This window comes from Pseudomonas sp. AC193 (assembly GCF_979258075.1).
Window position 1 is genome coordinate 307,403 of the sequence record NZ_OZ409832.1, and the last position, 18,852, is coordinate 326,254.

The 18,852-nt window shown below is 59.1% G+C and carries 19 protein-coding genes, 1 pseudogene and 1 riboswitch; of the genes and pseudogenes, 13 read left to right on the forward strand and 7 right to left on the reverse strand.

The annotated features are described in order from the left end of the window. Nucleotides 1–49: 49 nt before the first annotated feature. Together ACZZ0D_RS01480 and ACZZ0D_RS01485 are read left to right on the forward strand one after the other, a co-directional pair. Nucleotides 50–529 carry a hypothetical protein gene (locus tag ACZZ0D_RS01480; RefSeq protein ID WP_053123718.1) on the forward strand — a complete coding sequence of 160 codons (480 nt, stop codon included), beginning with the start codon at nucleotides 50–52 and terminating at the stop codon, nucleotides 527–529. A 63-nt stretch (nucleotides 530–592) separates the two neighbouring features. Further along, complete coding sequence (locus ACZZ0D_RS01485) at nucleotides 593–880, forward strand: PA4642 family protein (protein ID WP_400754536.1); 288 nt, start codon at nucleotides 593–595, stop codon at nucleotides 878–880. Nucleotides 881–1,122: 242 nt separating this feature from the next. Here the strand turns inward: ACZZ0D_RS01485 and mqo are convergent. Next, nucleotides 1,123–2,631 (reverse strand): annotated as a pseudogene (gene mqo / locus ACZZ0D_RS01490) (malate dehydrogenase (quinone)). Nucleotides 2,632–3,033: 402 nt separating this feature from the next. On the opposite strand from mqo, the gene ACZZ0D_RS01495 reads away from it, so the two are divergent. Then, complete coding sequence (locus ACZZ0D_RS01495) at nucleotides 3,034–3,270, forward strand: hypothetical protein (protein ID WP_463552293.1); 237 nt, start codon at nucleotides 3,034–3,036, stop codon at nucleotides 3,268–3,270. Between the two features lie 69 nt (nucleotides 3,271–3,339). Here ACZZ0D_RS01495 and ACZZ0D_RS01500 read toward each other — a convergent pair whose 3' ends face one another. After that, entirely contained in the window at nucleotides 3,340–3,573 is a 234-nt protein-coding gene (locus ACZZ0D_RS01500) for a hypothetical protein (protein WP_053123709.1), read from the reverse strand. A 205-nt stretch (nucleotides 3,574–3,778) separates the two neighbouring features. Here ACZZ0D_RS01500 and ACZZ0D_RS01505 point away from each other — a divergent pair, with 205 nt between their 5' ends. Continuing rightward, on the forward strand, nucleotides 3,779–4,363 hold the full coding sequence (locus ACZZ0D_RS01505; protein WP_400651165.1) for a YajG family lipoprotein: 585 nt from the start codon (nucleotides 3,779–3,781) through the stop codon (nucleotides 4,361–4,363). 243 nt (nucleotides 4,364–4,606) lie between these two features. Here the strand turns inward: ACZZ0D_RS01505 and ACZZ0D_RS01510 are convergent, their stop codons facing one another. After that, a complete protein-coding gene (locus ACZZ0D_RS01510) occupies nucleotides 4,607–4,813 on the reverse strand; it encodes a hypothetical protein (RefSeq protein WP_027612213.1) in 207 nt (68 codons plus the stop codon). Between the two features lie 193 nt (nucleotides 4,814–5,006). On the opposite strand from ACZZ0D_RS01510, the gene ACZZ0D_RS01515 reads away from it, so the two are divergent. Continuing rightward, complete coding sequence (locus ACZZ0D_RS01515; protein WP_053123707.1) at nucleotides 5,007–5,285, forward strand: hypothetical protein; 279 nt, start codon at nucleotides 5,007–5,009, stop codon at nucleotides 5,283–5,285. 90 nt (nucleotides 5,286–5,375) lie between these two features. On the opposite strand, the gene ACZZ0D_RS01520 is transcribed toward ACZZ0D_RS01515, so the two are convergent. Next, nucleotides 5,376–6,539, reverse strand: a complete 1,164-nt coding sequence (locus tag ACZZ0D_RS01520) for a 1-acyl-sn-glycerol-3-phosphate acyltransferase (protein WP_172680153.1) — start codon at nucleotides 6,537–6,539, stop codon at nucleotides 5,376–5,378. A 142-nt stretch (nucleotides 6,540–6,681) separates the two neighbouring features. Here ACZZ0D_RS01520 and ACZZ0D_RS01525 point away from each other — a divergent pair, with 142 nt between their 5' ends. The 4 genes from ACZZ0D_RS01525 to ACZZ0D_RS01540 all read left to right on the forward strand — a co-directional run bounded on the left by ACZZ0D_RS01525 (nucleotide 6,682) and on the right by ACZZ0D_RS01540 (nucleotide 8,919). Then, nucleotides 6,682–6,864, forward strand: coding sequence for a CPXCG motif-containing cysteine-rich protein (locus ACZZ0D_RS01525; protein ID WP_053123703.1), 183 nt, complete (start codon nucleotides 6,682–6,684; stop codon nucleotides 6,862–6,864). Between the two features lie 9 nt (nucleotides 6,865–6,873). After that, nucleotides 6,874–7,134, forward strand: coding sequence for a putative signal transducing protein (locus tag ACZZ0D_RS01530; protein ID WP_025109321.1), 261 nt, complete (start codon nucleotides 6,874–6,876; stop codon nucleotides 7,132–7,134). Nucleotides 7,135–7,169: 35 nt separating this feature from the next. Further along, the gene (locus ACZZ0D_RS01535; RefSeq protein WP_463552294.1) at nucleotides 7,170–7,793 is read left to right on the forward strand and encodes an SOS response-associated peptidase; all 624 of its coding nucleotides are present in this window, start codon (nucleotides 7,170–7,172) and stop codon (nucleotides 7,791–7,793) included. A gap of 307 nt (nucleotides 7,794–8,100) precedes the next feature. Beyond that, the gene (locus ACZZ0D_RS01540; RefSeq protein WP_053123698.1) at nucleotides 8,101–8,919 is read left to right on the forward strand and encodes a M48 family metallopeptidase; all 819 of its coding nucleotides are present in this window, start codon (nucleotides 8,101–8,103) and stop codon (nucleotides 8,917–8,919) included. Nucleotides 8,920–9,068: 149 nt separating this feature from the next. On the opposite strand, the gene ACZZ0D_RS01545 is transcribed toward ACZZ0D_RS01540, so the two are convergent. The 3 genes from ACZZ0D_RS01545 to ACZZ0D_RS01555 all read right to left on the reverse strand — a co-directional run bounded on the left by ACZZ0D_RS01545 (nucleotide 9,069) and on the right by ACZZ0D_RS01555 (nucleotide 11,913). Next, nucleotides 9,069–9,653 carry a TMEM165/GDT1 family protein gene (locus tag ACZZ0D_RS01545; protein WP_053123696.1) on the reverse strand — a complete coding sequence of 195 codons (585 nt, stop codon included), beginning with the start codon at nucleotides 9,651–9,653 and terminating at the stop codon, nucleotides 9,069–9,071. An 88-nt stretch (nucleotides 9,654–9,741) separates the two neighbouring features. After that, nucleotides 9,742–9,866: riboswitch (yybP-ykoY riboswitch) on the reverse strand. Between the two features lie 50 nt (nucleotides 9,867–9,916). After that, nucleotides 9,917–10,915 carry a class I SAM-dependent methyltransferase gene (locus ACZZ0D_RS01550; protein ID WP_212545528.1) on the reverse strand — a complete coding sequence of 333 codons (999 nt, stop codon included), beginning with the start codon at nucleotides 10,913–10,915 and terminating at the stop codon, nucleotides 9,917–9,919. A 32-nt stretch (nucleotides 10,916–10,947) separates the two neighbouring features. Beyond that, the gene (locus ACZZ0D_RS01555; RefSeq protein WP_463552295.1) at nucleotides 10,948–11,913 is read right to left on the reverse strand and encodes a 2-hydroxyacid dehydrogenase; all 966 of its coding nucleotides are present in this window, start codon (nucleotides 11,911–11,913) and stop codon (nucleotides 10,948–10,950) included. A gap of 242 nt (nucleotides 11,914–12,155) precedes the next feature. Between ACZZ0D_RS01555 and ACZZ0D_RS01560 the strand changes: the two genes are divergently transcribed. The 4 genes from ACZZ0D_RS01560 to ACZZ0D_RS01575 all read left to right on the forward strand — a co-directional run bounded on the left by ACZZ0D_RS01560 (nucleotide 12,156) and on the right by ACZZ0D_RS01575 (nucleotide 18,346). After that, complete coding sequence (locus ACZZ0D_RS01560; protein WP_053123690.1) at nucleotides 12,156–12,785, forward strand: LysE family translocator; 630 nt, start codon at nucleotides 12,156–12,158, stop codon at nucleotides 12,783–12,785. Nucleotides 12,786–13,044: 259 nt separating this feature from the next. After that, a complete protein-coding gene (locus ACZZ0D_RS01565; RefSeq protein ID WP_463552296.1) occupies nucleotides 13,045–14,727 on the forward strand; it encodes a fatty acid--CoA ligase in 1,683 nt (560 codons plus the stop codon). 336 nt (nucleotides 14,728–15,063) lie between these two features. After that, nucleotides 15,064–16,953 (forward strand): DUF1302 domain-containing protein, encoded by a 1,890-nt coding sequence (locus ACZZ0D_RS01570; protein WP_426619165.1) that lies wholly within the window; start codon nucleotides 15,064–15,066, stop codon nucleotides 16,951–16,953. Nucleotides 16,954–16,981: 28 nt separating this feature from the next. Then, the gene (locus ACZZ0D_RS01575) at nucleotides 16,982–18,346 is read left to right on the forward strand and encodes a DUF1329 domain-containing protein (protein WP_053123680.1); all 1,365 of its coding nucleotides are present in this window, start codon (nucleotides 16,982–16,984) and stop codon (nucleotides 18,344–18,346) included. Nucleotides 18,347–18,852: the final 506 nt, after the last annotated feature.

An 18,852-nucleotide genomic window follows, 5' to 3' on the forward strand; every position in this document is an offset into this window, starting at 1 on the left:
TTCGTGATACCCATGCTAGAGTGCTCGGCCCCGCCCTCCGGAGCCTGTCATGAGCCTCTTGATCCGCAGCCTCGCCGCGCTTTTCCTGATCTTCAGCCTGCCTCTGTCCGCCGCGCCGATGCACAGTCAATTCCTGCCGCCGGACGATCTGACCGTGCGCGATGCCGAGCCCGAGCAACAGCAACTCATGCAGGTCACCGATTATTCCGTGGTGGTGGGCGCGCAACGTCAATCCAATCAACAACCGATTCCGGTCACGTCTCCGCTGCTGATCCGCCTCAAGGGCAAATCCCTGAACAAGGGTGCGACGATCACGCAGGTGCTGGTCAATTTTGACGGCGAAAGCAAAAGCCTGAAAAAGCCGATTTACGACGACAAAAGCAAAACCCTGACGTTGTTTTATCCGCTGGCCCAATACCGCGTGATCATCGATCTGCTGCGCAATGATACCGTGTATGTGCAGTTCCTCAGTTACGCCAACGGCCATATCTGGGCTGATTTGCACACCGGCAGCACGCGTTCGCGTTGAGCCCGGCGGCAGGGCAGGGGTAAACTGCCCGCCCCGTGTAATGTCTGCGAGCTGGAGTCGGCAATGCGTAAAGATAAGAAACAAGTGATTGGTGACGAGATCGGCGATGAGCAGATCAAGCTGTTCCTCGATTTTGAACCGGTCGACGCCACTTCGCCGTCGCTGCACAAACTGATCAAGGCCTACCGTGGTCTGCGTATCGACGACTTCGAACGCTTCCTGGGTTTCTTCGTTGAGGCCGGTTATGACGTTGATGGCAAGGACGAACAGGGCAAGACCTTTGTTGAGCTGATCGCCGATCAGCGTAATGCCCCGGACTACATCGAACTGATCGAAAAGTCCCGTACCTGACATTTGGCAAAAACACATTCTTGCCAGATGGGTGGTGTTGGCTCTGGCCCTTTCGCGAGCAAGCCCGCTCCCACATTGATCTCTGTTGCCACACATCTTGTGTGCACAGGAGATTCACTGTGGGAGCGGGCTTGCTCGCGAAAGCGATGTCACTCACACCATAGATTTTGTGGCTGACTGTTTATCCGCATAAAAAAACGCCCCGCACTCTCTGAGTCCGGGGCGTTTTTTATGCCGCAAGATCAAGCGTAGCTTGGTGTCTCGCTGCTTTCTTCAACCAGTTCCAGCGCGATGTTGTTCTGCGTGTTGATCTTGCGATACAGCGCAGCATCGGTTTCCAGCACCTTTTCACGGGCCGGGAAGATCTCGGCCAGTTTCGCCGCCCACTCACCCTTGGCCTGATTCGGGAAGCACTTCTCGATCAGTTCCAGCATGATCGAAACGGTCACCGAAGCGCCTGGCGAAGCGCCGAGCAGCGCGGCCAGCGAACCGTCCTTGGCCGACACCAGTTCGGTACCGAATTGCAGGATGCCGCCCTTTTTCGGGTCTTTCTTGATGATCTGCACCCGTTGGCCAGCCACTTCCAGACGCCAGTCTTCGGCTTTCGCTTCCGGGTAGAAACGGCGCAGGGAATCCAGACGCTGTTCCATCGATTGCATCACTTCGCTGACCAGGTACTTGGTCAGATCCATGTTGTTTTTCGCCACGGCCAGCATCGGCCCGATGTTGCCGGCGCGAACCGACAGCGGCAGGTCCATGAAGGAGCCGTGCTTGAGGAACTTGGTGGTGAAACCGGCGTATGGCCCGAACAGCAGGGATTTCTTGCCGTCGACCACGCGGGTGTCCAGGTGCGGCACCGACATCGGTGGCGAACCCACAGCGGCCTGGCTGTAAACCTTGGCCTGGTGCTGTTTGACCACTTCCGGGTTGTCGCAACGCAGCCACTGGCCGCTGATCGGGAAGCCGCCGAAGCCTTTGCTTTCTTCGATGCCCGAAGCCTGCAGCAACGGCAACGCCGCGCCACCTGCACCGAGGAAAACGAACTTGGCGTCGACTTCACGGGTGTTGCCGTTGTTGACGTCTTTGATGCTGACGGTTCAGCCGCTGCCGTTACGCTTGAGACCAGTCACGCGCTTGCAGTATTTGACTTGCGCGTCCGGAGCGCTGGTCAGGTGCTTGAGCAACTGATTGGTCAGCGCGCCGAAGTTGACGTCGGTGCCGTTCATCACGCGGGTGGCAGCGAGGACTTCGTCCGGCGAGCGGCCCGGCATCATCAGCGGCATCCACTCGGCCATTTTCGCCTTGTCTTCGGTGTATTCCATGTCGGCGAAGGCGTGGTGCTTGTGCAGCACGTCAAAGCGTTCTTTGAGGAACGACACGCCGGAATCACCCTGCACGAAGCTCAGGTGCGGTACCGGGCTGATGAACGATTTGCACGAGCCGAAGGTGCCTTTCTTGGTCAGGTACGACCAGAACTGCTTCGACACCTCGAACTGGGTGTTGATGTGCACGGCTTTCTTGATGTCGACGGTGCCATCGGCGGCCTGCGGCGTGTAATTCAGCTCGCAAAGACCAGCGTGACCGGTACCGGCGTTGTTCCACGGGTTGGAACTCTCCGCAGCACCGGAATCCATCAGCTCGACGACTTCCAGCTTGATCGCGGGGTCGAGCTCTTTGAGCAGTACGGCGAGGGTGGCACTCATGATGCCGGCCCCAACCAGTACTACGTCGACTGCTTCGTTATGCGCCATTTAACGCGTCTCCAAAATCTGCAGCACCAAATTGTCGGCATGGCTGCCAGGCGTTCCGGGACAGATCAATTGTGTCCAGGCTATCCGTGGTCAGGTTCGCCATGTCCGAATCTTCGCAATTTTTCGCAACTTCGACGGATGCATGCGGCCTGGCTTCAAGAGCTCCATGAACTCATTTCAGCACGCAGCTGGCAATTCGACTTATGGTCGAGACATCCGTTTTTGTGCAACCAAATCCGTAGCGGACAGGCTTCAGGCTCCGATATTCGAGGTATACCCGGTCCTGTGTCGTTGGGCTGTTCCAGACGCTAATGGTGCATGTTCAGACGCAAAACTATTCATTTGCTCGCCACACTCTTGTGAAGTTGTGAAAACCCGTTTTTTTCACGCTCTTTTGAAGACGTGAACCTCAAAAAAGGGCTGTCTTGGCTTGGCACCGTGCCCGAGGGCAAAAACAACGCGGTGGCCGAGCGTCTTGACAGCTCTGCAGATTCGCGAAAAGCGGGGTTTTTGCCGGAAGAACAGGCAAGCGCGCCAACTTCACTCGATCTGTGTGGGCGGCTCTCTGTGGGCGATTTTGATGTCGATGCGATGCGCATTGACGCTGTTGCGGGGCCCGATCAGGAGACGTCCTTATAATCGGGGGGAGATTGTATCGAAGAAATGCGGGGAGTTGGTCGTGTTTAATGACTTTTATTAGGCATCCGGTCAGATGCTCAACATCGCCTGAGCGCGTGCACGAGGCTGCGGCGCTATGACGCGGGCGCTGGCGGGCAATGGGTGGTGCAACCAGTTGAGACGAATTTCTTCGATTTCCACCCAACCGTCACCCATCGGTTGCAGGCTGCACTGCTTGAATGCCTGACAATGGCCGTTGCGGTCGAGCAGGGCAAAGCTGCGGTGCAACGGGCGTGGCGCAAACAACGAGATCAAATAACGCATGGCCGATTACCTTGCTGGAGGACTTGTTTGAAGGTTGCCAGCAGGGCGTGACGTCAACATGTACGGCAGATGACAGCGGCGTGACAGGAACCGGCCTGCCACGGCTGTGTCAGACATTTCAGTATTCACCGTGTGACGCTGGTGACCCGCAGTGGCCCACCGCTATACTGCCGGCCTGTTTGTGCCTGATTCTGGAGAGAAGAGCATGTTGCAACGCCTGTTGTTCGGTTTGATCACTGTGGCCGGTTTGACCCTGGCCGGCTGCGCCCACAGCCCGCAACAACTGAATCCGGAGCCGAAGCTGACCACGCAGTTGCCTGCGGTCGGCCGTGGTCAACCCGTTATCGTGCGTGTGGTTGACGGGCGTCCGTCGCCAACCCTCGGCACCCGTGGCGGCCTGTACCCGGAAACCAGCGCCATCACCGTGCAGCGCGAGCAGATCCTGCCGAAGCTGCAAGCTCAGGCTGAAGCCGCCGTGCGTCTGCTCGGTTTCACCCCGACCAACAATGCACCGAACGCGCCTCAGTTGACCGTGACCCTGGCCGAGCTGAAATACCAGTCGCCGAAAGAAGGCATGTACGTGACGGAAGCGACCATCGGCGCGACCTTCCGCTCCGACGTGCAGAACGCCAACCGCCGTTACAGCGGCCGTTACGGCGCGTCGCTGGATCAGCGTTTCGGCATGGCGCCGAACCAGGAAACCAACACCAAACTGGTCAGCGACGTGTTGAGCGATGCGCTGACGCGTCTGTTCAAGGATCCGACCGTGGGTCAGGTGCTCGCTGAGTAAGCTTTCAGCGGATGTGAAAAAGCCCGGGGCCAGTGATGACCCCGGGCTTTTTTGTGGGGCATGAAATCGTACCCCCTCACCCCAGCCCTCTCCCCCAGGGGGGGCGAGGGGGAAAGGGAGCCGATCGGGGGCTTTTCAGAACCGGAGTTCAACTCGAGTTTTTCAGGTCGATGTACCTCGACCAAACAACCCGGTCAGTCCCCTCTCCCTCCGGGAGAGGGTTAGGGTGAGGGGCTTTTGCTTTCAGGCAGCCTGCGAGTAAAAGTCGAGCACGCTAACCCCCGTCAACAAATCCGTCTCCGGCAAGTCCGCATGCTGATGCCCGCCCAGCGCGCAATACACCAGCCAGTGGCGATCCTGAACATTGAAGGCAAGGCTGCCGACGAGGCTTTGTTGTTCGTCGGTCGGGGTGATGAGGTAGAGGCGATCCTGGTTTTCGGCGTGGAGCATGACGCGTTCCCTGTCGGTTTCGAGGCGCGCATCTTGGTTTATCCAGATGACGATGCCGTGACACAGGACAGCCATCGGTCGATTGTTACGTTATTTGTCGTAAAGGCTGGGGCAGGGCAGGCGTGTTTCGGTAGAATTCGCGCCGCGGTCGTCGGTCTGGCGCCTGCCACACCGGTTTAGATAGAGGTCTGTGATGTCGCTGCACTTGATGACGCTGTTTACCGCCCATCCCGCCAAATTGATCAACCTGCTGGCGCTGCTGTTGGCGTTCCCCGGCAGTTGGCTGCTGCACGCAACGCGCCGCCGCGAACAACGCGCAATGGCCAGCATCGCCGCTCAGCGCAACGCGCAGCCGAATGCCGAGCCCATTCTTGATTGGGCGACCTTGCGCATGAACCGGTTTTTCTATCGATTTGGTTTTGCTTGCCTGGGGCTGGCACTGATCGTCTCGTGGATCAGCACGCGTTACTAAAAGCAAAAGATCGCAGCCTTCGGCAACTCCTACATGAATCCACTGTAGGAGCTGCCGAAGGCTGCGATCTTTTGATCTTGCTCTGAAAATTTAAAGCGGCAACCCGGCCTTAACGCGGTATTGGTTACGCACCGGCGTCGCATATTGCAGCACCAGATACGGACGATGCTCTGCAGGGCAAGCATCCAGTCGGCTCTGCCATTCTTCCTGCGCCTTGGCCAATTCATCCGCCGCAAACACCTCGGCAGCTTTCGGCACATTCAACTGCGGATCCGCATCAGCCCACTGCGCGTACGCCAGGTAATGCACCGGGAATAACCGGTAGCCGCCGAGAATCTGCTTGTCCATCTCGACCGCCAATTGCTTGGTGTCTTCGAACAGCTCGGTGATCGGCGCAGCAAAGTTCACGTGCACGCGGCCCTTGTAGCCGGTGATGCCCTTGGCAATGCTCACGTCGTCCTCGCCCGGCGCTTTCGCGTAGGTGCCGGTGGTGGCGCGAATGTACAGCTCGCGGGCCTTGGCCTGGTCGCACGGGTCGTATTCGTAACTGATCGACACCGGGGTGACGTTCAGTGAGCGAATGACTTCGCCGAACGGCTCATCCTTGCGGCTCATGTGGAACATCTTGAGGATCGCCGACTCGGTGCGATCATCGCCATCCTTCGCCCGACCTTCAGCCTGCGCGATCCAGATCGACGCGCAATCGTTGCGGATCGAGTGGTTGATGTACGCCGACAACAGCTGATACGCAGCCATTTTCTCGCGACGGCCGGTGATCGAACGGTGAACGATAAAACTCTTGTTCAAGCGCATCAGGTCGCTGACAAACGGCTTTTGCAGCAGGTTGTCACCGATGGCGATGCGCGGCGTCGGCAGGCCAGCGTGGTACACGGCGTAGTTGACGAAGGCCGGATCCATCACGATGTCGCGGTGGTTGGCGATGAACAGATAGGCGCTGCCGGACTTGAATTGCTCGACACCGGTGTAGGTCACGCCGTCGGTGGCGCGCTCGATGGTGTGGTCGACGTAGGACTCGACCTTGTCCTGCAACGTCGCCACCGAGGTCACGTCGGCGAACTCACGACGCAGCCGATGGGCTATAAGTGGTTTGAGCATCCAGCCGAAAGCACCGGCAAAACGCGGGAAGCGGAAGTGGGTGAGGATATCTAGAAACGCCTTGTCGCCGAGCAGTCTTGCCAGTACCACAGGTACTTCGCTGTCGTCGTAAGGTCGGATGGCATCGAATTCGCCCATCATGCTCTCTTGTTAGAAACGGCTAGGGTAAGTAAAGGTTTTGATCGAAAACCAACGGGGCACGGTCTGAAAAGTCAGCCAGACAAAAATAGCCCTGCAAATAGACCGGCGATTATACGCACAAGTCACTTGGGAGACCGCGATGCTGGAGAGCGCACTGTACGAATGTCCGTATTGTGGTGAGCAAGTTGAAACGACGGTGGATCTGTCCGGCGGTGATCAGACCTACATTGAGGACTGTCAGGTGTGTTGCCGGCCGATCACGTTCGTCTTGCAGGTACACGGAGAGGATTGGTTTCTGGAAGTCTTCAGCGAAAACGAGTGAGGCGCGCCCATGCAGCGAATCTACGAGCCGGAAAACCTGATGGAAGGCGAAATGCTCAAGGGCATGCTCGCCAGCGAAGGCATTGAGGCGCACCTGGTTGGCCGCGATTTGCTCGGCGGCACCGGTGAGCTGCCGATCTTCGGCTTGCTCGGGCTGTCGGTCGACAACGACCAGGCCGAATACGCCCGCGAGCTGATCACCGCGTACAATGCCGCGCTGCCGCTGCCCGGCGACGAACCGGAGAGCTTCCCCGGGACGCTGGTCTGTTAGGCTGACGATCGTTTTATTTAGAGTCTTGTTGCCCCATGTGTGGACGTTATGCCCTGTTTCGCTGGAACCGCGATTTCGCGGCCCTGCCAGGTTTTCCCGCCGATCAACAGGCGCAGTGGAACATTTCCCCCAACGATTCGGTGTTGATGCTGCGTGCCGGTGACGCCGGCGAACGCACGCTGGCCCACGCCCGCTGGGGGCTGACGCCGCCGTGGCTGACCGATCTGTCGAAAACACCGGCGCATGCCCGCGCGGAAACCGTGGCCGAACAGCCGATGTTCCGTGAGGCGCTGCGTCAGCGTCGCTGCCTGCTGCCGGCGAATGGTTTTTACGAATGGCGCGGCACTCAGCGCAAACGCCCGTACTGGCTGACGCCGGGGGAGGGCGCGTCGCTGTTTTTCGCGGCGATCTGGGAAGCGTATCCGGTGCAGGAACAGGTCTGGTTGAGTACGGCGGTGATTACGCAGTCGGCGTCGGGTCAGCGCCGACCGTTGATTCTGGATGAGGCGGGGCAGGCGGCGTGGCTGGATCCCGAGACGCCGTTGCATGTGTTGCAGGCGTTGCTGGCGAGTGAGCCGGCGGTGTTGCGGGAGCGGGTGTTGGCGAATCTGATCAATGATCCGAAGCTCAATGGGCCGGAGTGTTTGACGCCGGGTTGAGTTGTCTGGTCTATCAAGAGCCCCTCACCCTAACCCTCTCCCAGAGGGAGAGGGGACTGATCGGGGGATATTGACGCGATGCACCGACCTGAACCTTCTGTTTTGAATCCATAATCGCCACGCTTTCTCAGGTCGATGTATGGCGCAAGACAACTCGGTCAGTCCCCTCTCCCTCCGGGAGAGGGCTAGGGTGAGGGGCTTTTGAACTGTGGGACATGTCTGAAAGTCACTGCAACACGTCCGTTGTATCTGGCGTCGATACAATTACCCGCCTAGGATACCCGGCAGGTTTTCAGGGAGCTTTTGAATGAACAAGACATTGGTTGTAAGTGCACTGAGCGCAGCGTTGTTGCTGGCCGGTTGTCAGTCGGTCAACACCACCAGCGGCGGCGCCGTGGGTGTGGAGCGCAAGCAGTACATGTTCAGCATGCTGTCCTCGCAAGAGGTCGACCAGATGTATGCCCAGTCGTATCAGAAGACCGTCGGCGAAGCGTCCACCAAAGGTGTGCTGGACAAGACCAGCAGCGACGCCAAACGCGTTCAGGCGATCGCCGACCGTTTGATCGCTCAGGCGCCGAACTTCCGCCCCGATGCGGCGCAATGGAAATGGGAAGTCAATCTGATCAAGAGTGACGAGCTCAACGCCAACTGTGGCCCCGGCGGCAAGATCATTTTCTACACCGGGCTGATCGACAGCCTGAAACTCACCGACGATGAAATCGCCGCGGTCATGGGCCATGAAATCGCCCACGCCTTGCGCGAGCACGGCCGTGAGGCGATGTCCAAGGCCTACGGGATTGAAATGGCCAAGCAGGGCGCGGGTGCGTTGCTCGGTCTGGGCCAAGACAGCCTGGCGCTGGCCGACACCGTGGCCAACTACGGCATGACGCTGCCGAACAGCCGCGCGAACGAAAACGAAGCCGACCTGATTGGTCTGGAACTGGCCGCCCGCGCCGGCTACAACCCGAATGCCGCGATCACCCTGTGGGACAAGATGAGCAAGGCCTCGGAAGGTTCACCACCGGAGTTCATGAGCACTCACCCGGCATCGGCTAGCCGGATTGCTTCGTTGCAGGCAGCGATTCCAAAGGTCATGCCGCTTTACGAACAAGCCCCGAAATCCTGATGAATTTGCAGTGAGGCTGATGGCCCCTTCGCGAGCAAGCCCGCTCCCACACTGGATGTGCTTGAGCACATAATCTGTGTCCACTGCCATCTAATGTGGGAGCGGGCTTGCTCGCGAAGAACGATCACGCGGTTTATCGACGTGCGTTGTTAAACCCAACCACTGCTCTGCATCGCTTTGTACACCGCGACAATTGCCAGAATCATGAACGCCGACGCCGCGAGGCGACGGATCAGGGTCAGCGGCAATTTGTCGGCGGCAAAGTTACCGGCCAATACCACCGGCACGTTGGCAATCAACATGCCCGCCGTCGTCCCGATAATCACCAGCCACAAGTCAGGGTATTGCGCGGCCAGCATCACCGTCGCGACCTGAGTCTTGTCACCCATTTCAGCCAGGAAGAACGCAATCAGCGTGGTCAGGAACGGCCCGAACTTACGTGCCGTGCTGCTTTCATCGTCGTCCATTTTGTCTGGCACCAACGTCCACAGCGCCGTGGCCGTGAAGCTCGCGGCGAGGATCCAGTGCAGCGTCGCATTCGAGAAGAAACTGCCGAACCAGGCGCCTACCGCACCGGCTGCTGCGTGGTTGGCCAGGGTCGCGGCGACAATACCGGCAATGATCGGCCAGGGTTTGCGGAAGCGAGCGGCGAGAATCAGCGCGAGCAGTTGCGTCTTGTCGCCGATTTCGGCCAAGGCAACGATTGCGGTGGGAACGAGTAACGAGTCCAGCATCAGGATTTTCCTAAGGGGCGGGTCGACACGGCTATGACACGTACAGCCTTCCCGCCCCGGGTAAGGTGTGCGTGTCATAGGTCTTGTCAAACCCTGCGATCCGTCTGATGCGGACGCTTGGGTCGCATACGCCATGATCTGAGGATCAAGTATGTTGACGTATGCCGGACGAGCTTGGCGCTCGTGGGAGACTACTCCCCTAGGACGGAGCGGATTCTGCCTAGGCAAATCCGATTGAGCAAGCCTCTTTTTTGAAAGAAGTTCTAGCCGCGCTTGGCCCGGTAAATCCGGAAGCCATTGCCTTCGGCCTTGATCGCGCACACGCCTAGATGCTCTTCGATCAGCGGTTGGTACTTGAGGAAACTGTTGGCGACCAAGCGCAGTTCGCCACCGTTTTTCAGATGTTTGGCCGCTTTTCGCAGCAAGTTCTCGGTGGCGAAGTAATCAGTGTGTACGCCGACATGGAACGGCGGATTGCTCAAAATTGCGCTCAAACCCATCGGCGCCGCATCGATGCCATCGCCTGTCAGCACCTCGGCCTCCAGACCGTTAGCGGCCAATGTCAGACGACTGCTGGCAGCGGCAAACGCGTCGACATCAAGCAGCGTCACCTGATTATGCGGATAGCGACGCTTCACCGCCGCGCCCAACACACCCGCGCCGCAACCGAAGTCGAGCAGATGGCCACTCGGCAATTTGTCCAGATGTTCCAGCAGCAGGGCGCTGCCGCGATCAAGACGACCGTGGCTGAACACGCCCGGCAGGCTGATCACTTTCAACGGGCCTTCGGCCAGCGGCAATTCATAAGTCTGCGCGAGGCTTTCCAGCGATTTCGTTTCTGGCGCGTTGGCCACGGTGACTTGCCAGAGCTGGCAGTGACGCGCGCTGTCGAGTTTGCGCGGCTTGCCGAACGGATTGAGCTGTTTCGACGCGCCTTCGATGCCGCTGCGTTTTTCCCCGACCAGAAAAACTTCTCGACCGGCCAGACGCGAGGCCACGGCGTTGAGGATGTAATCGGTCAGATCCTTGGACTTGGGCAAGAACACCACAGCGCTATCAAACTCACGCTCCGGAACATTCACGCCGAAATGGCTGCGACCTTCGAAGCGAGCGTCCAGCGCCGCTTGATCGCCGGCATGCCAGCACCAGCCGAACGCGTTGGGCAAGCGCCCGAGCAGATCGTCGGCGGGCAAACCGGCCAACAACAACGAACCTTGAAACAACTCGGGCTGACGAAGCAGTACTTCACTGCGCGGATCCATAACTGCTCCTCAAAAAAAAGTGCCGCAGTTTATCAACTGACGACCCGCAGCGCCTTACCGCTGAAGAACGCCTGAGCGTTTTCGGTCAATTGACCGACGATGCGCTGGCGCGCTTCAACACTGCCCCAAGCGTTGTGCGGCGTAACGATCAACCGTGGAATGTCCGCCGCGAGCAACGGATTGCCCTGGGTCGGCGGCTCGACGCTCAACACATCCGTCGCCGCGCCGCCGAGGTGACCATTACGCAGCGCATCGGCCAACGCCTGTTCATCGATCAAACCGCCACGCGCGGTGTTGACCACGAAGGCGCCGGGTTTCATCGACGCCAGTTCGCGGGCACCAATGAAGTGGCGGGTGTGCTCGTTGAGCGGGCAGTGCAGGGTGAGGGCGTCGATTTGCGGCAGCAGTTCCTCCAGCGGCAGACGATCCGAGCGGGCAGGGCGCCCGGGGATCTGTCCGAGCAAAACGCGCATGCCGAAGGCTTCGGCCAGTCGCGCCACCGCGCCACCGAGTTCGCCGTGACCGAGCAAACCCAGGGTTTTGCCTTCCAGTTCAACAATCGGATAGTCGAGCAGGCAGAACTGTTTCGCCTGCTGCCAGCGACCTTCGCCGACGGCTTTCTGATAATCGGCCAGACGCGTGGCGAGGTTGAGCAGCAGCATGATCGTGTGTTGCGCCACCGACGGCGTGCCGTAACCCTGACAGTTGCACACGGTGATGCCGTGAGCGCGGGCGGCGGCGAGGTCGACGTTGTTGGTGCCGGTGGCGGTGATCAGGATCAGCTTCAAATCAGGGTTGGCAGCCATCGCGGCGGCGTCGATCAGGATCTTGTTGGAAATGGCCACGGTGGCGCCTTGCAGGCGTTCGCTGACTTGCTCGGGCAGGGTCTGGGCGAAGAGTTGCAGATCGCTGAAACACTCGCGCAACGGACTGAGGTCGAGGTCGCCAAGATCGAGCGACGGGTGATCAAGGAATACGGCGCGGCGCGTGTTCGTCATCAACTGTACCTTTTAGGCTTTGAGCGTTGGGCGTAATCTGCCGAGCCTACCAGATGAAACAATTGGTTACTCAGTGCCATAGGTACTCGCAATACCTGTGGGAGCGGGCTTGCTCGCGAAGGGGGCGAGTCAGGCGAATAGAGGTTGCCTGACACACCGCATTCGCGAGCAAGCCCGCTCCCACAAGGAGCCGCATCTATACAGTGAATCCAATTTTCCTGATCAATTTCAGAGGAGCCCCCATGTACTGGACCGAGTTCTTGACCGTTGCACTGATCCACCTGCTGGCCGTCGCCAGCCCCGGCCCGGACTTTGCCGTGGTGGTGCGCGAAAGCGTGACCCACGGGCGTCGCGCCGGTACCTGGACGGCACTCGGTGTCGGTACGGCGATTTTCCTCCACGTTGGTTATTCGCTGCTGGGCATCGGCCTGATCGTGTCGCAATCGATCGTGCTGTTCAACGCGTTGAAATGGGCGGCGGCGGCTTATCTGCTGTACATCGGCTTCAAGGCCTTGCGCGCGCAACCGGCGAAAACCGTCACCGACGATCTGCACAAAGAAGCCGGCGTACGCACGGCTCGCGGCGCGTTCACTTCGGGCTTCGTGACCAATGGCCTCAACCCGAAAGCCACGCTGTTCTTCCTGTCGCTGTTCACCGTGGTAATCAACCCGCACACGCCGCTGTCGGTGCAAGCCGGTTACGGGATTTATCTGGCGGTCGCGACGGCCGTGTGGTTTTGCCTGGTGGCGATGCTGTTCAGCCAACAACGTGTACGCGCCGGTTTTGCCCGCATGGGCCACTGGTTTGACCGCACCATGGGCGCGGTGCTGATTGCTCTCGGCGTGAAAATCGCGTTTACCGAGATGCATTGATCCCACCAAAACCACCCACTGTAGGAGCTGCCGAAGGCTGCGATCTTTTGATCTTGATTGTTAAAAAACAAAGTCAAAAGATCGCAGCCTTCGGCAGCTCCTACATGTGTTGAAGCTCGTCCTGCGATGGCAAGTGCTGGCGCAAAGCTAGCATTTGTACGGCTCTGCAAATCATTCCTTTGGCTGATTTGGCTGGCGTATAAGGGTTCTAGAGTACAAATCTCTATGCCAACACCGTGCAGCCAGAAAAGGGATTCATATGTTGCAGACTCGCGTCATTCCCCCGGCCGATGGGGCCTACCAGTATCCATTGCTGATCAAACGGCTGCTGATGTCCGGCGCCCGTTACGAGAAAACCCGCGAGATCATTTACCGTGACCAGATCCGCTACAGCTACCCGACCCTGATCGAGCGAGTTGCGCGGCTGGCCAACGTGCTGACAGCGGCCGGTGTGAAGGCCGGTGACACTGTTGCGGTGATGGATTGGGACAGCCATCGTTACCTGGAATGCATGTTTGCGATTCCGATGATCGGCGCGGTGATCCACACGATCAACGTGCGCCTGTCGCCGGAACAGATCCTCTACACCATGAACCACGCCGAAGACCGCTTTGTGCTCGTCAACAGCGAGTTCGTCGGCCTTTATCAAGCAATCGCGCCGCACCTGACCACGGTCGAGAAGACCCTGCTGCTGACCGATCTGCCGGAAAAAACCGCCGACTTGCCGAATCTGGTCGGCGAATACGAGCAACTGCTGGCGGCTGCGAGCCCGCAGTACGATTTCCAGGATTTCGACGAAAACTCCGTCGCGACCACGTTCTACACCACCGGCACCACCGGCAACCCGAAAGGCGTGTACTTCACCCATCGGCAATTGGTGCTGCACACCATGGGCGTGTCGACGATCATGGGTTCCATCGACAGCGTGCGCCTGCTCGGCACCAACGATGTGTACATGCCGATCACGCCGATGTTCCACGTCCACGCCTGGGGCCTGCCTTATGTGGCGACCATGCTCGGGCTGAAACAGGTTTATCCGGGGCGCTACGATCCGGAATATCTCGTGGAGTTGTGGCGCAAGGAGAAGGTCACGTTCTCCCATTGCGTGCCGACCATTTTGCAAATGCTGCTCAACGCCAAAGGCGCGCAGGGCACCGATTTTGGCGGCTGGAAGATCGTCATCGGCGGCAGTGCGCTCAATCGCTCGCTGTACGAAACCGCCAAGACGCGCGGCATTCAACTGACGGCCGCGTACGGCATGTCGGAAACCGGTCCGCTGGTTTCCTGCGCACACCTCAATGATGAATTGATGGCCGGCAGCGAAGACGAGCGCACCACTTACCGGATCAAGGCCGGTGTGCCGGGGCCACTGGTGGAAGCGGCGATCGTCGATGCCGAGGGCAATTTCCTCCCGGCGGACGGCGAGACCCAAGGCGAACTGGTGCTGCGCGCGCCATGGCTCACCGAAGGTTATTTCAACGAGCCACAAAAAGGTGCAGAGCTCTGGGCCGGCGGCTGGCTGCACACCGGCGACGTCGCCACGCTCGACAGCATGGGCGTGATCGACATCCGCGACCGCATCAAGGACGTGATCAAGACCGGTGGCGAATGGATTTCCTCGCTGGACCTCGAAGATCTGATCAGCCGTCACGTCGCGGTACGCGAAGTAGCAGTGGTCGGCATCGCTGATCCGCAGTGGGGCGAGCGCCCGTTTGCACTGCTGGTGATCCGCGAAGGGCACGTGATCGGGGCCCGTGAGCTCAAGGAACACCTCAAGCCGTTCGTGGAATTGGGCCACCTGAGCAAGTGGGCGATCCCGAGTCAGATCGCCCTTGTTACCGAAATTCCCAAGACCAGTGTCGGCAAGCTCGACAAGAAGCGCATCCGCCTCGACATCACCGAATGGCAGGCCAATAACAGCACCTTCCTCTCGACACTTTGAGTGTCTTCTGGCGCGCCGAAAACGGCGCGCCAGCCCCACCAAGCAAGCGCTTGGCTTGTGAAATCAAAAAAATCAGCCATCCTTGCCGTGCCGACGACTGTCGGACTGGCGAAAGGACTGTTCCAGAGTGGTTGGCCACTGCAAATCACACTTTAGAGGGATCAAGCAGTACCCCCTGCTGGATATAGTCCATTCAAGGATTTTTAAGAACGGAGCACACGCACTGATTGGGGCGAGTAACTCTGGAATGAATTCGGGCAGCCCTGGCGCCCGCTCATCCACAGCGTTTTTAAAAGTACTCACTGCCATAACAATAATGCACATGGAGTAGCGTCGATGACCTCAGTAAACCAGTTCTGGCGCCGGGCAAAACTGCCTCTGGCGGTCAGTCTTGCCTCTTCGCTCGCCGGGCCCGCATTCGGCGTCAGTTTCAACGTCGGTGAAATCGAGGGGCAGTTCGACTCGTCCCTGTCGCTCGGTGCCAGTTGGTCTACTCAGAGCCCGAACAAGAACCTCATCGGCGTCAACAACGGTGGCCATGGCCTGTCGCAGACTTCCGATGACGGTCACGCCAACTTCAAAAGCGGCGAAACCTTCTCGAAAATCTTCAAGGGCATCCATGACCTTGAACTGAAGTACGGCGACACCGGCGTGTTCGTCCGTGGCAAATACTGGTACGACTTCGAACTCAAAGACGAAAGCCGTGAGTTCAAGGACATCAGCGACAACAACCGCAAGGAAGGCGCGAAGTCCTCCGGCGGGCAGATCCTCGACGCCTTCGTCTACCACAACTACTCGATCGCCGATCAGCCGGGCTCCGTGCGTCTGGGCAAGCAGGTGGTGAGCTGGGGTGAAAGTACCTTCATCGGCGGCGGCATCAACTCGATCAACCCGATCGACGTGTCTGCGTTCCGCCGTCCGGGTGCCGAGATCAAGGAAGGCCTGATTCCGGTCAACATGTTCTACGTTTCGCAGAGTCTGACCGAAAATCTCTCGGCTGAAGCGTTCTATCAGCTGGAATGGGATCAGACCGTTGTCGACAACTGCGGCACGTTCTTCTCGCAACCCGACATCATTGCCGATGGCTGCGACAACAACCTGCGCGTACTGAACAAGCGTTCGCAGATTCCGGCGGTTGCGCTGGGGCCTTTGGCGGCCAACGGCGTCAACGTCGACGAAGAGGGCGTGCTGGTACGCCGTGGCGGCGACCGTGATGCCCGTGACAGCGGCCAGTGGGGCGCGTCCTTCAAGTACATGTACGACCCGATCGATACCGAGTTCGGCGCCTACTTCATGAACTACCACAGCCGTGCGCCGATCTTCAGTGCCACCGGTGCGCCACAATCGGTATACAACACCGCACGTGCACTGCCAGGCCCATTCGCGGCACTTGCGCCGCTGTTGGTCGCGGGTAACTCGGAGTATTTCGTTGAGTATCCGGAAGACATCCGTCTTTATGGCCTGAGCTTCTCCACCACTCTGCCTACCGGTACCGCGTGGAGCGGTGAGATCAGCTACCGTCCGAATGCACCGGTACAACTGAACTCCACCGACATTCTGTTCGCCGGTGTACGTCCGCTGGGCGGCGCACTGACCAACGCTTCGCTGCTCAACGGCGTTCCGGGTCAGGATCTGCATGGCTACCGTCGCAAGGAAGTGACGCAGTTCCAGACCACCCTGACGCACTTCTTCGATCAGGTCATGGGCGCCAGCCGTCTGACCGTCGTGGGTGAAGTCGGCGTGACTCACGTTGGCGGTCTGGAAAGCACTTCTGATGTTCGTTATGGCCGTGATCCGGTCTACGGCCCGGGTGAGCTGCCAGCGACTGGCGGCATCGACACCTGCGCCAACATCCTCAACGCCAGCACCATCAACGGTGCCGGCCCGGGTTCGCCGCAGAACAACCGCAGCCGCAACTGCACCAATGAAGGCTTCACCACTGCGACGTCGTGGGGCTATCGCGGCCGTGCCATCTGGGAATACAACGACGTGTTCGCCGGTGTGAACCTCAAGCCGAACGTGGCTTGGCAGCACGACGTCAGCGGCTACTCGCCAGGCCCTGGCGGCAACTTCGAGGAAGGTCGCAAAGCGGTCAGCCTCGGCGTCGACGCTGAATACCAGAACACCTACACCGCCAGTCTGGCTTACACCAACTTCTTTGACGGCAAGTACACCACTGTGGACGACCGCGACTTCGTTGCGCTCAGCTTCGGCGTGAACTTCTAAGCACTGCATTTTCAGGACGAACGAATTTATGAAAATAACAAAGAGTCTGTTCCACGCGGGTGTTCTGGGTCTGTCGTTGCTGGCGACCGGTGTAATGGCGGCCGTCCCGGCTGCCGAAGCCGACAAACTGGGCAAGAGCCTGACGCCGATGGGCGCGGAAATGGCCGGTAATGCTGACGGTTCGATCCCGGCGTGGAAGCCACTGCCGAAGAATGCCGGCAGCGTCGATGCGCGCGGTTTCCTGTCCAATCCTTATGCCAGTGAGCAACCGTTGTTCACCATCACCGCCAAGGATGTCGACAAGTACAAGGACAAACTGGCGCCGGGGCAGTACGCGATGTTCAAGCGCTACCCGGACACCTTCAAGATGCCGGTGTACCCGTCCCACCGTGGCGCGACTGTGCCGGATGACGTGTTCGCCGCCATCAAGAAAAACGCCACCAACACCAATCTGGTGTCCGGCGGCAACGGTCTGGAAAACTTCGAAACCGCAGTACCGTTCCCGATTCCGAAAAGCGGTGTGGAAGTCATCTGGAACCACATCACCCGCTATCGCGGCGGCAGCGTGACCCGTCTGGTAACCCAGGCCACGCCGCAACCGAACGGCTCGTACAGCCTGGTGTACTTCCAGGATCAGTTCGTGTTCCGCGACAAGATGAAGGACTACGACCCGAAAAACCCGGGCAACATCCTGTTCTACTTCAAGCAGAAAGTGACCGCGCCAGCGCGTCTGGCCGGTGGTGTGCTGTTGGTGCACGAAACCCTCGATCAGGTTAAAGAGCCACGTTCGGCGTGGGTCTACAACGCCGGTCAACGTCGTGTGCGCCGTGCGCCACAAGTGTCCTATGACGGCCCGGGTACTGCGGCAGATGGCCTGCGTACCTCCGACAACCTCGACATGTTCAACGGTGCGCCGGATCGTTACGACTGGAAACTCGAAGGCAAGAAAGAGATGTACATCGCTTCCGACAGCTACAAGCTCGACGATCCGAAGCTGAAGTACTCCGACATCATCAAGGCTGGTCACATCAACCAGGATCTGGCGCGTTACGAGCTGCGTCGCGTCTGGCACGTGGTGGCGACCCTGAAGGAAGGTCAGCGCCATATCTACGCCAAACGTGACTTCTACATCGACGAGGATACCTGGCAAGCAGCGGTTATCGACCATTACGACGGTCGTGGTCAACTGTGGCGCGTAGCCGAGGCGCATGCCGAGGACTACTACGACAAGCAAGTGCCGTGGTACGCCCTGGAAACTCTCTACGACCTGCAGTCCGGCCGTTACCTGGCACTGGGCATGAAGAACGAAGAGAAGCAGGCGTATGACTTCGGCTTCACCGCTACTACCAGCGACTTCACTCCGGCCGCTCTGCGTCAGGATGGCGTTCGCTAAACCGCAGTAAACCCGAGGCCGCATCCTCGTAAAAACGCCCCGACTGGTTCGGGGCGTTTTTTTTTGCGCTTTTCGCGGCGCCTCTGAATTGCTTTTGTAGGAGCCGCCGAAGGCTGCGATCTTTTGATCTTGCTTTGGCTTTTGATCTTCGCCCCCATCGGCAGGCCGAGCGAAGGTGTTCATTCGGGGCAGGCGCGCAGCGCCGTGCGGCGCAGCCGCATACATCGAGAGGAGGTGCAGCGAAGCAAACCGTAGGCGATGCCCCCGGATGGACACCGTAGCGAGGGAACACTGAGCCTCAGCGAAGTGCCGTACGCCGGGGGCAAAGCCTTTTGCTTACTTTTCGGCGTCTGGAAAAGTGAGTCGCTGTAAGAGCGAAACCGCCAGAAGCCCCAACCGCAGCAACGGATATGCCCCCAAAACCCAAACAACAAAATCAAAAGATCGCAGCCTTCGGCAGCTCCTACACAAACCCGTCGGCGACCGAAATGCAGGGCGAATGGCGC

Coding starts and splice junctions, on each gene's coding strand:
- ACZZ0D_RS01535 (WP_463552294.1), top strand. CDS start 7,170: ATGTGTGGACGTTATGCCCTGTTTCGCTGGAACCGCGATTTCGCGGCC.
- ACZZ0D_RS01565 (WP_463552296.1), top strand. CDS start 13,045: ATGTTGCAGACTCGCGTCATTCCCCCGGCCGATGGGGCCTACCAGTAT.
- ACZZ0D_RS01575 (WP_053123680.1), top strand. CDS start 16,982: ATGAAAATAACAAAGAGTCTGTTCCACGCGGGTGTTCTGGGTCTGTCG.
- ACZZ0D_RS01485 (WP_400754536.1), top strand. CDS start 593: ATGCGTAAAGATAAGAAACAAGTGATTGGTGACGAGATCGGCGATGAG.
- ACZZ0D_RS01480 (WP_053123718.1), top strand. CDS start 50: ATGAGCCTCTTGATCCGCAGCCTCGCCGCGCTTTTCCTGATCTTCAGC.
- ACZZ0D_RS01530 (WP_025109321.1), top strand. CDS start 6,874: ATGCAGCGAATCTACGAGCCGGAAAACCTGATGGAAGGCGAAATGCTC.
- ACZZ0D_RS01520 (WP_172680153.1), bottom strand. CDS start 6,539: ATGGGCGAATTCGATGCCATCCGACCTTACGACGACAGCGAAGTACCT.
- ACZZ0D_RS01555 (WP_463552295.1), bottom strand. CDS start 11,913: ATGACGAACACGCGCCGCGCCGTATTCCTTGATCACCCGTCGCTCGAT.
- ACZZ0D_RS01550 (WP_212545528.1), bottom strand. CDS start 10,915: ATGGATCCGCGCAGTGAAGTACTGCTTCGTCAGCCCGAGTTGTTTCAA.
- ACZZ0D_RS01570 (WP_426619165.1), top strand. CDS start 15,064: ATGACCTCAGTAAACCAGTTCTGGCGCCGGGCAAAACTGCCTCTGGCG.
- ACZZ0D_RS01560 (WP_053123690.1), top strand. CDS start 12,156: ATGTACTGGACCGAGTTCTTGACCGTTGCACTGATCCACCTGCTGGCC.
- ACZZ0D_RS01515 (WP_053123707.1), top strand. CDS start 5,007: ATGTCGCTGCACTTGATGACGCTGTTTACCGCCCATCCCGCCAAATTG.
- ACZZ0D_RS01510 (WP_027612213.1), bottom strand. CDS start 4,813: ATGCTCCACGCCGAAAACCAGGATCGCCTCTACCTCATCACCCCGACC.
- ACZZ0D_RS01525 (WP_053123703.1), top strand. CDS start 6,682: ATGCTGGAGAGCGCACTGTACGAATGTCCGTATTGTGGTGAGCAAGTT.
- ACZZ0D_RS01500 (WP_053123709.1), bottom strand. CDS start 3,573: ATGCGTTATTTGATCTCGTTGTTTGCGCCACGCCCGTTGCACCGCAGC.
- ACZZ0D_RS01505 (WP_400651165.1), top strand. CDS start 3,779: ATGTTGCAACGCCTGTTGTTCGGTTTGATCACTGTGGCCGGTTTGACC.
- ACZZ0D_RS01540 (WP_053123698.1), top strand. CDS start 8,101: ATGAACAAGACATTGGTTGTAAGTGCACTGAGCGCAGCGTTGTTGCTG.
- ACZZ0D_RS01545 (WP_053123696.1), bottom strand. CDS start 9,653: ATGCTGGACTCGTTACTCGTTCCCACCGCAATCGTTGCCTTGGCCGAA.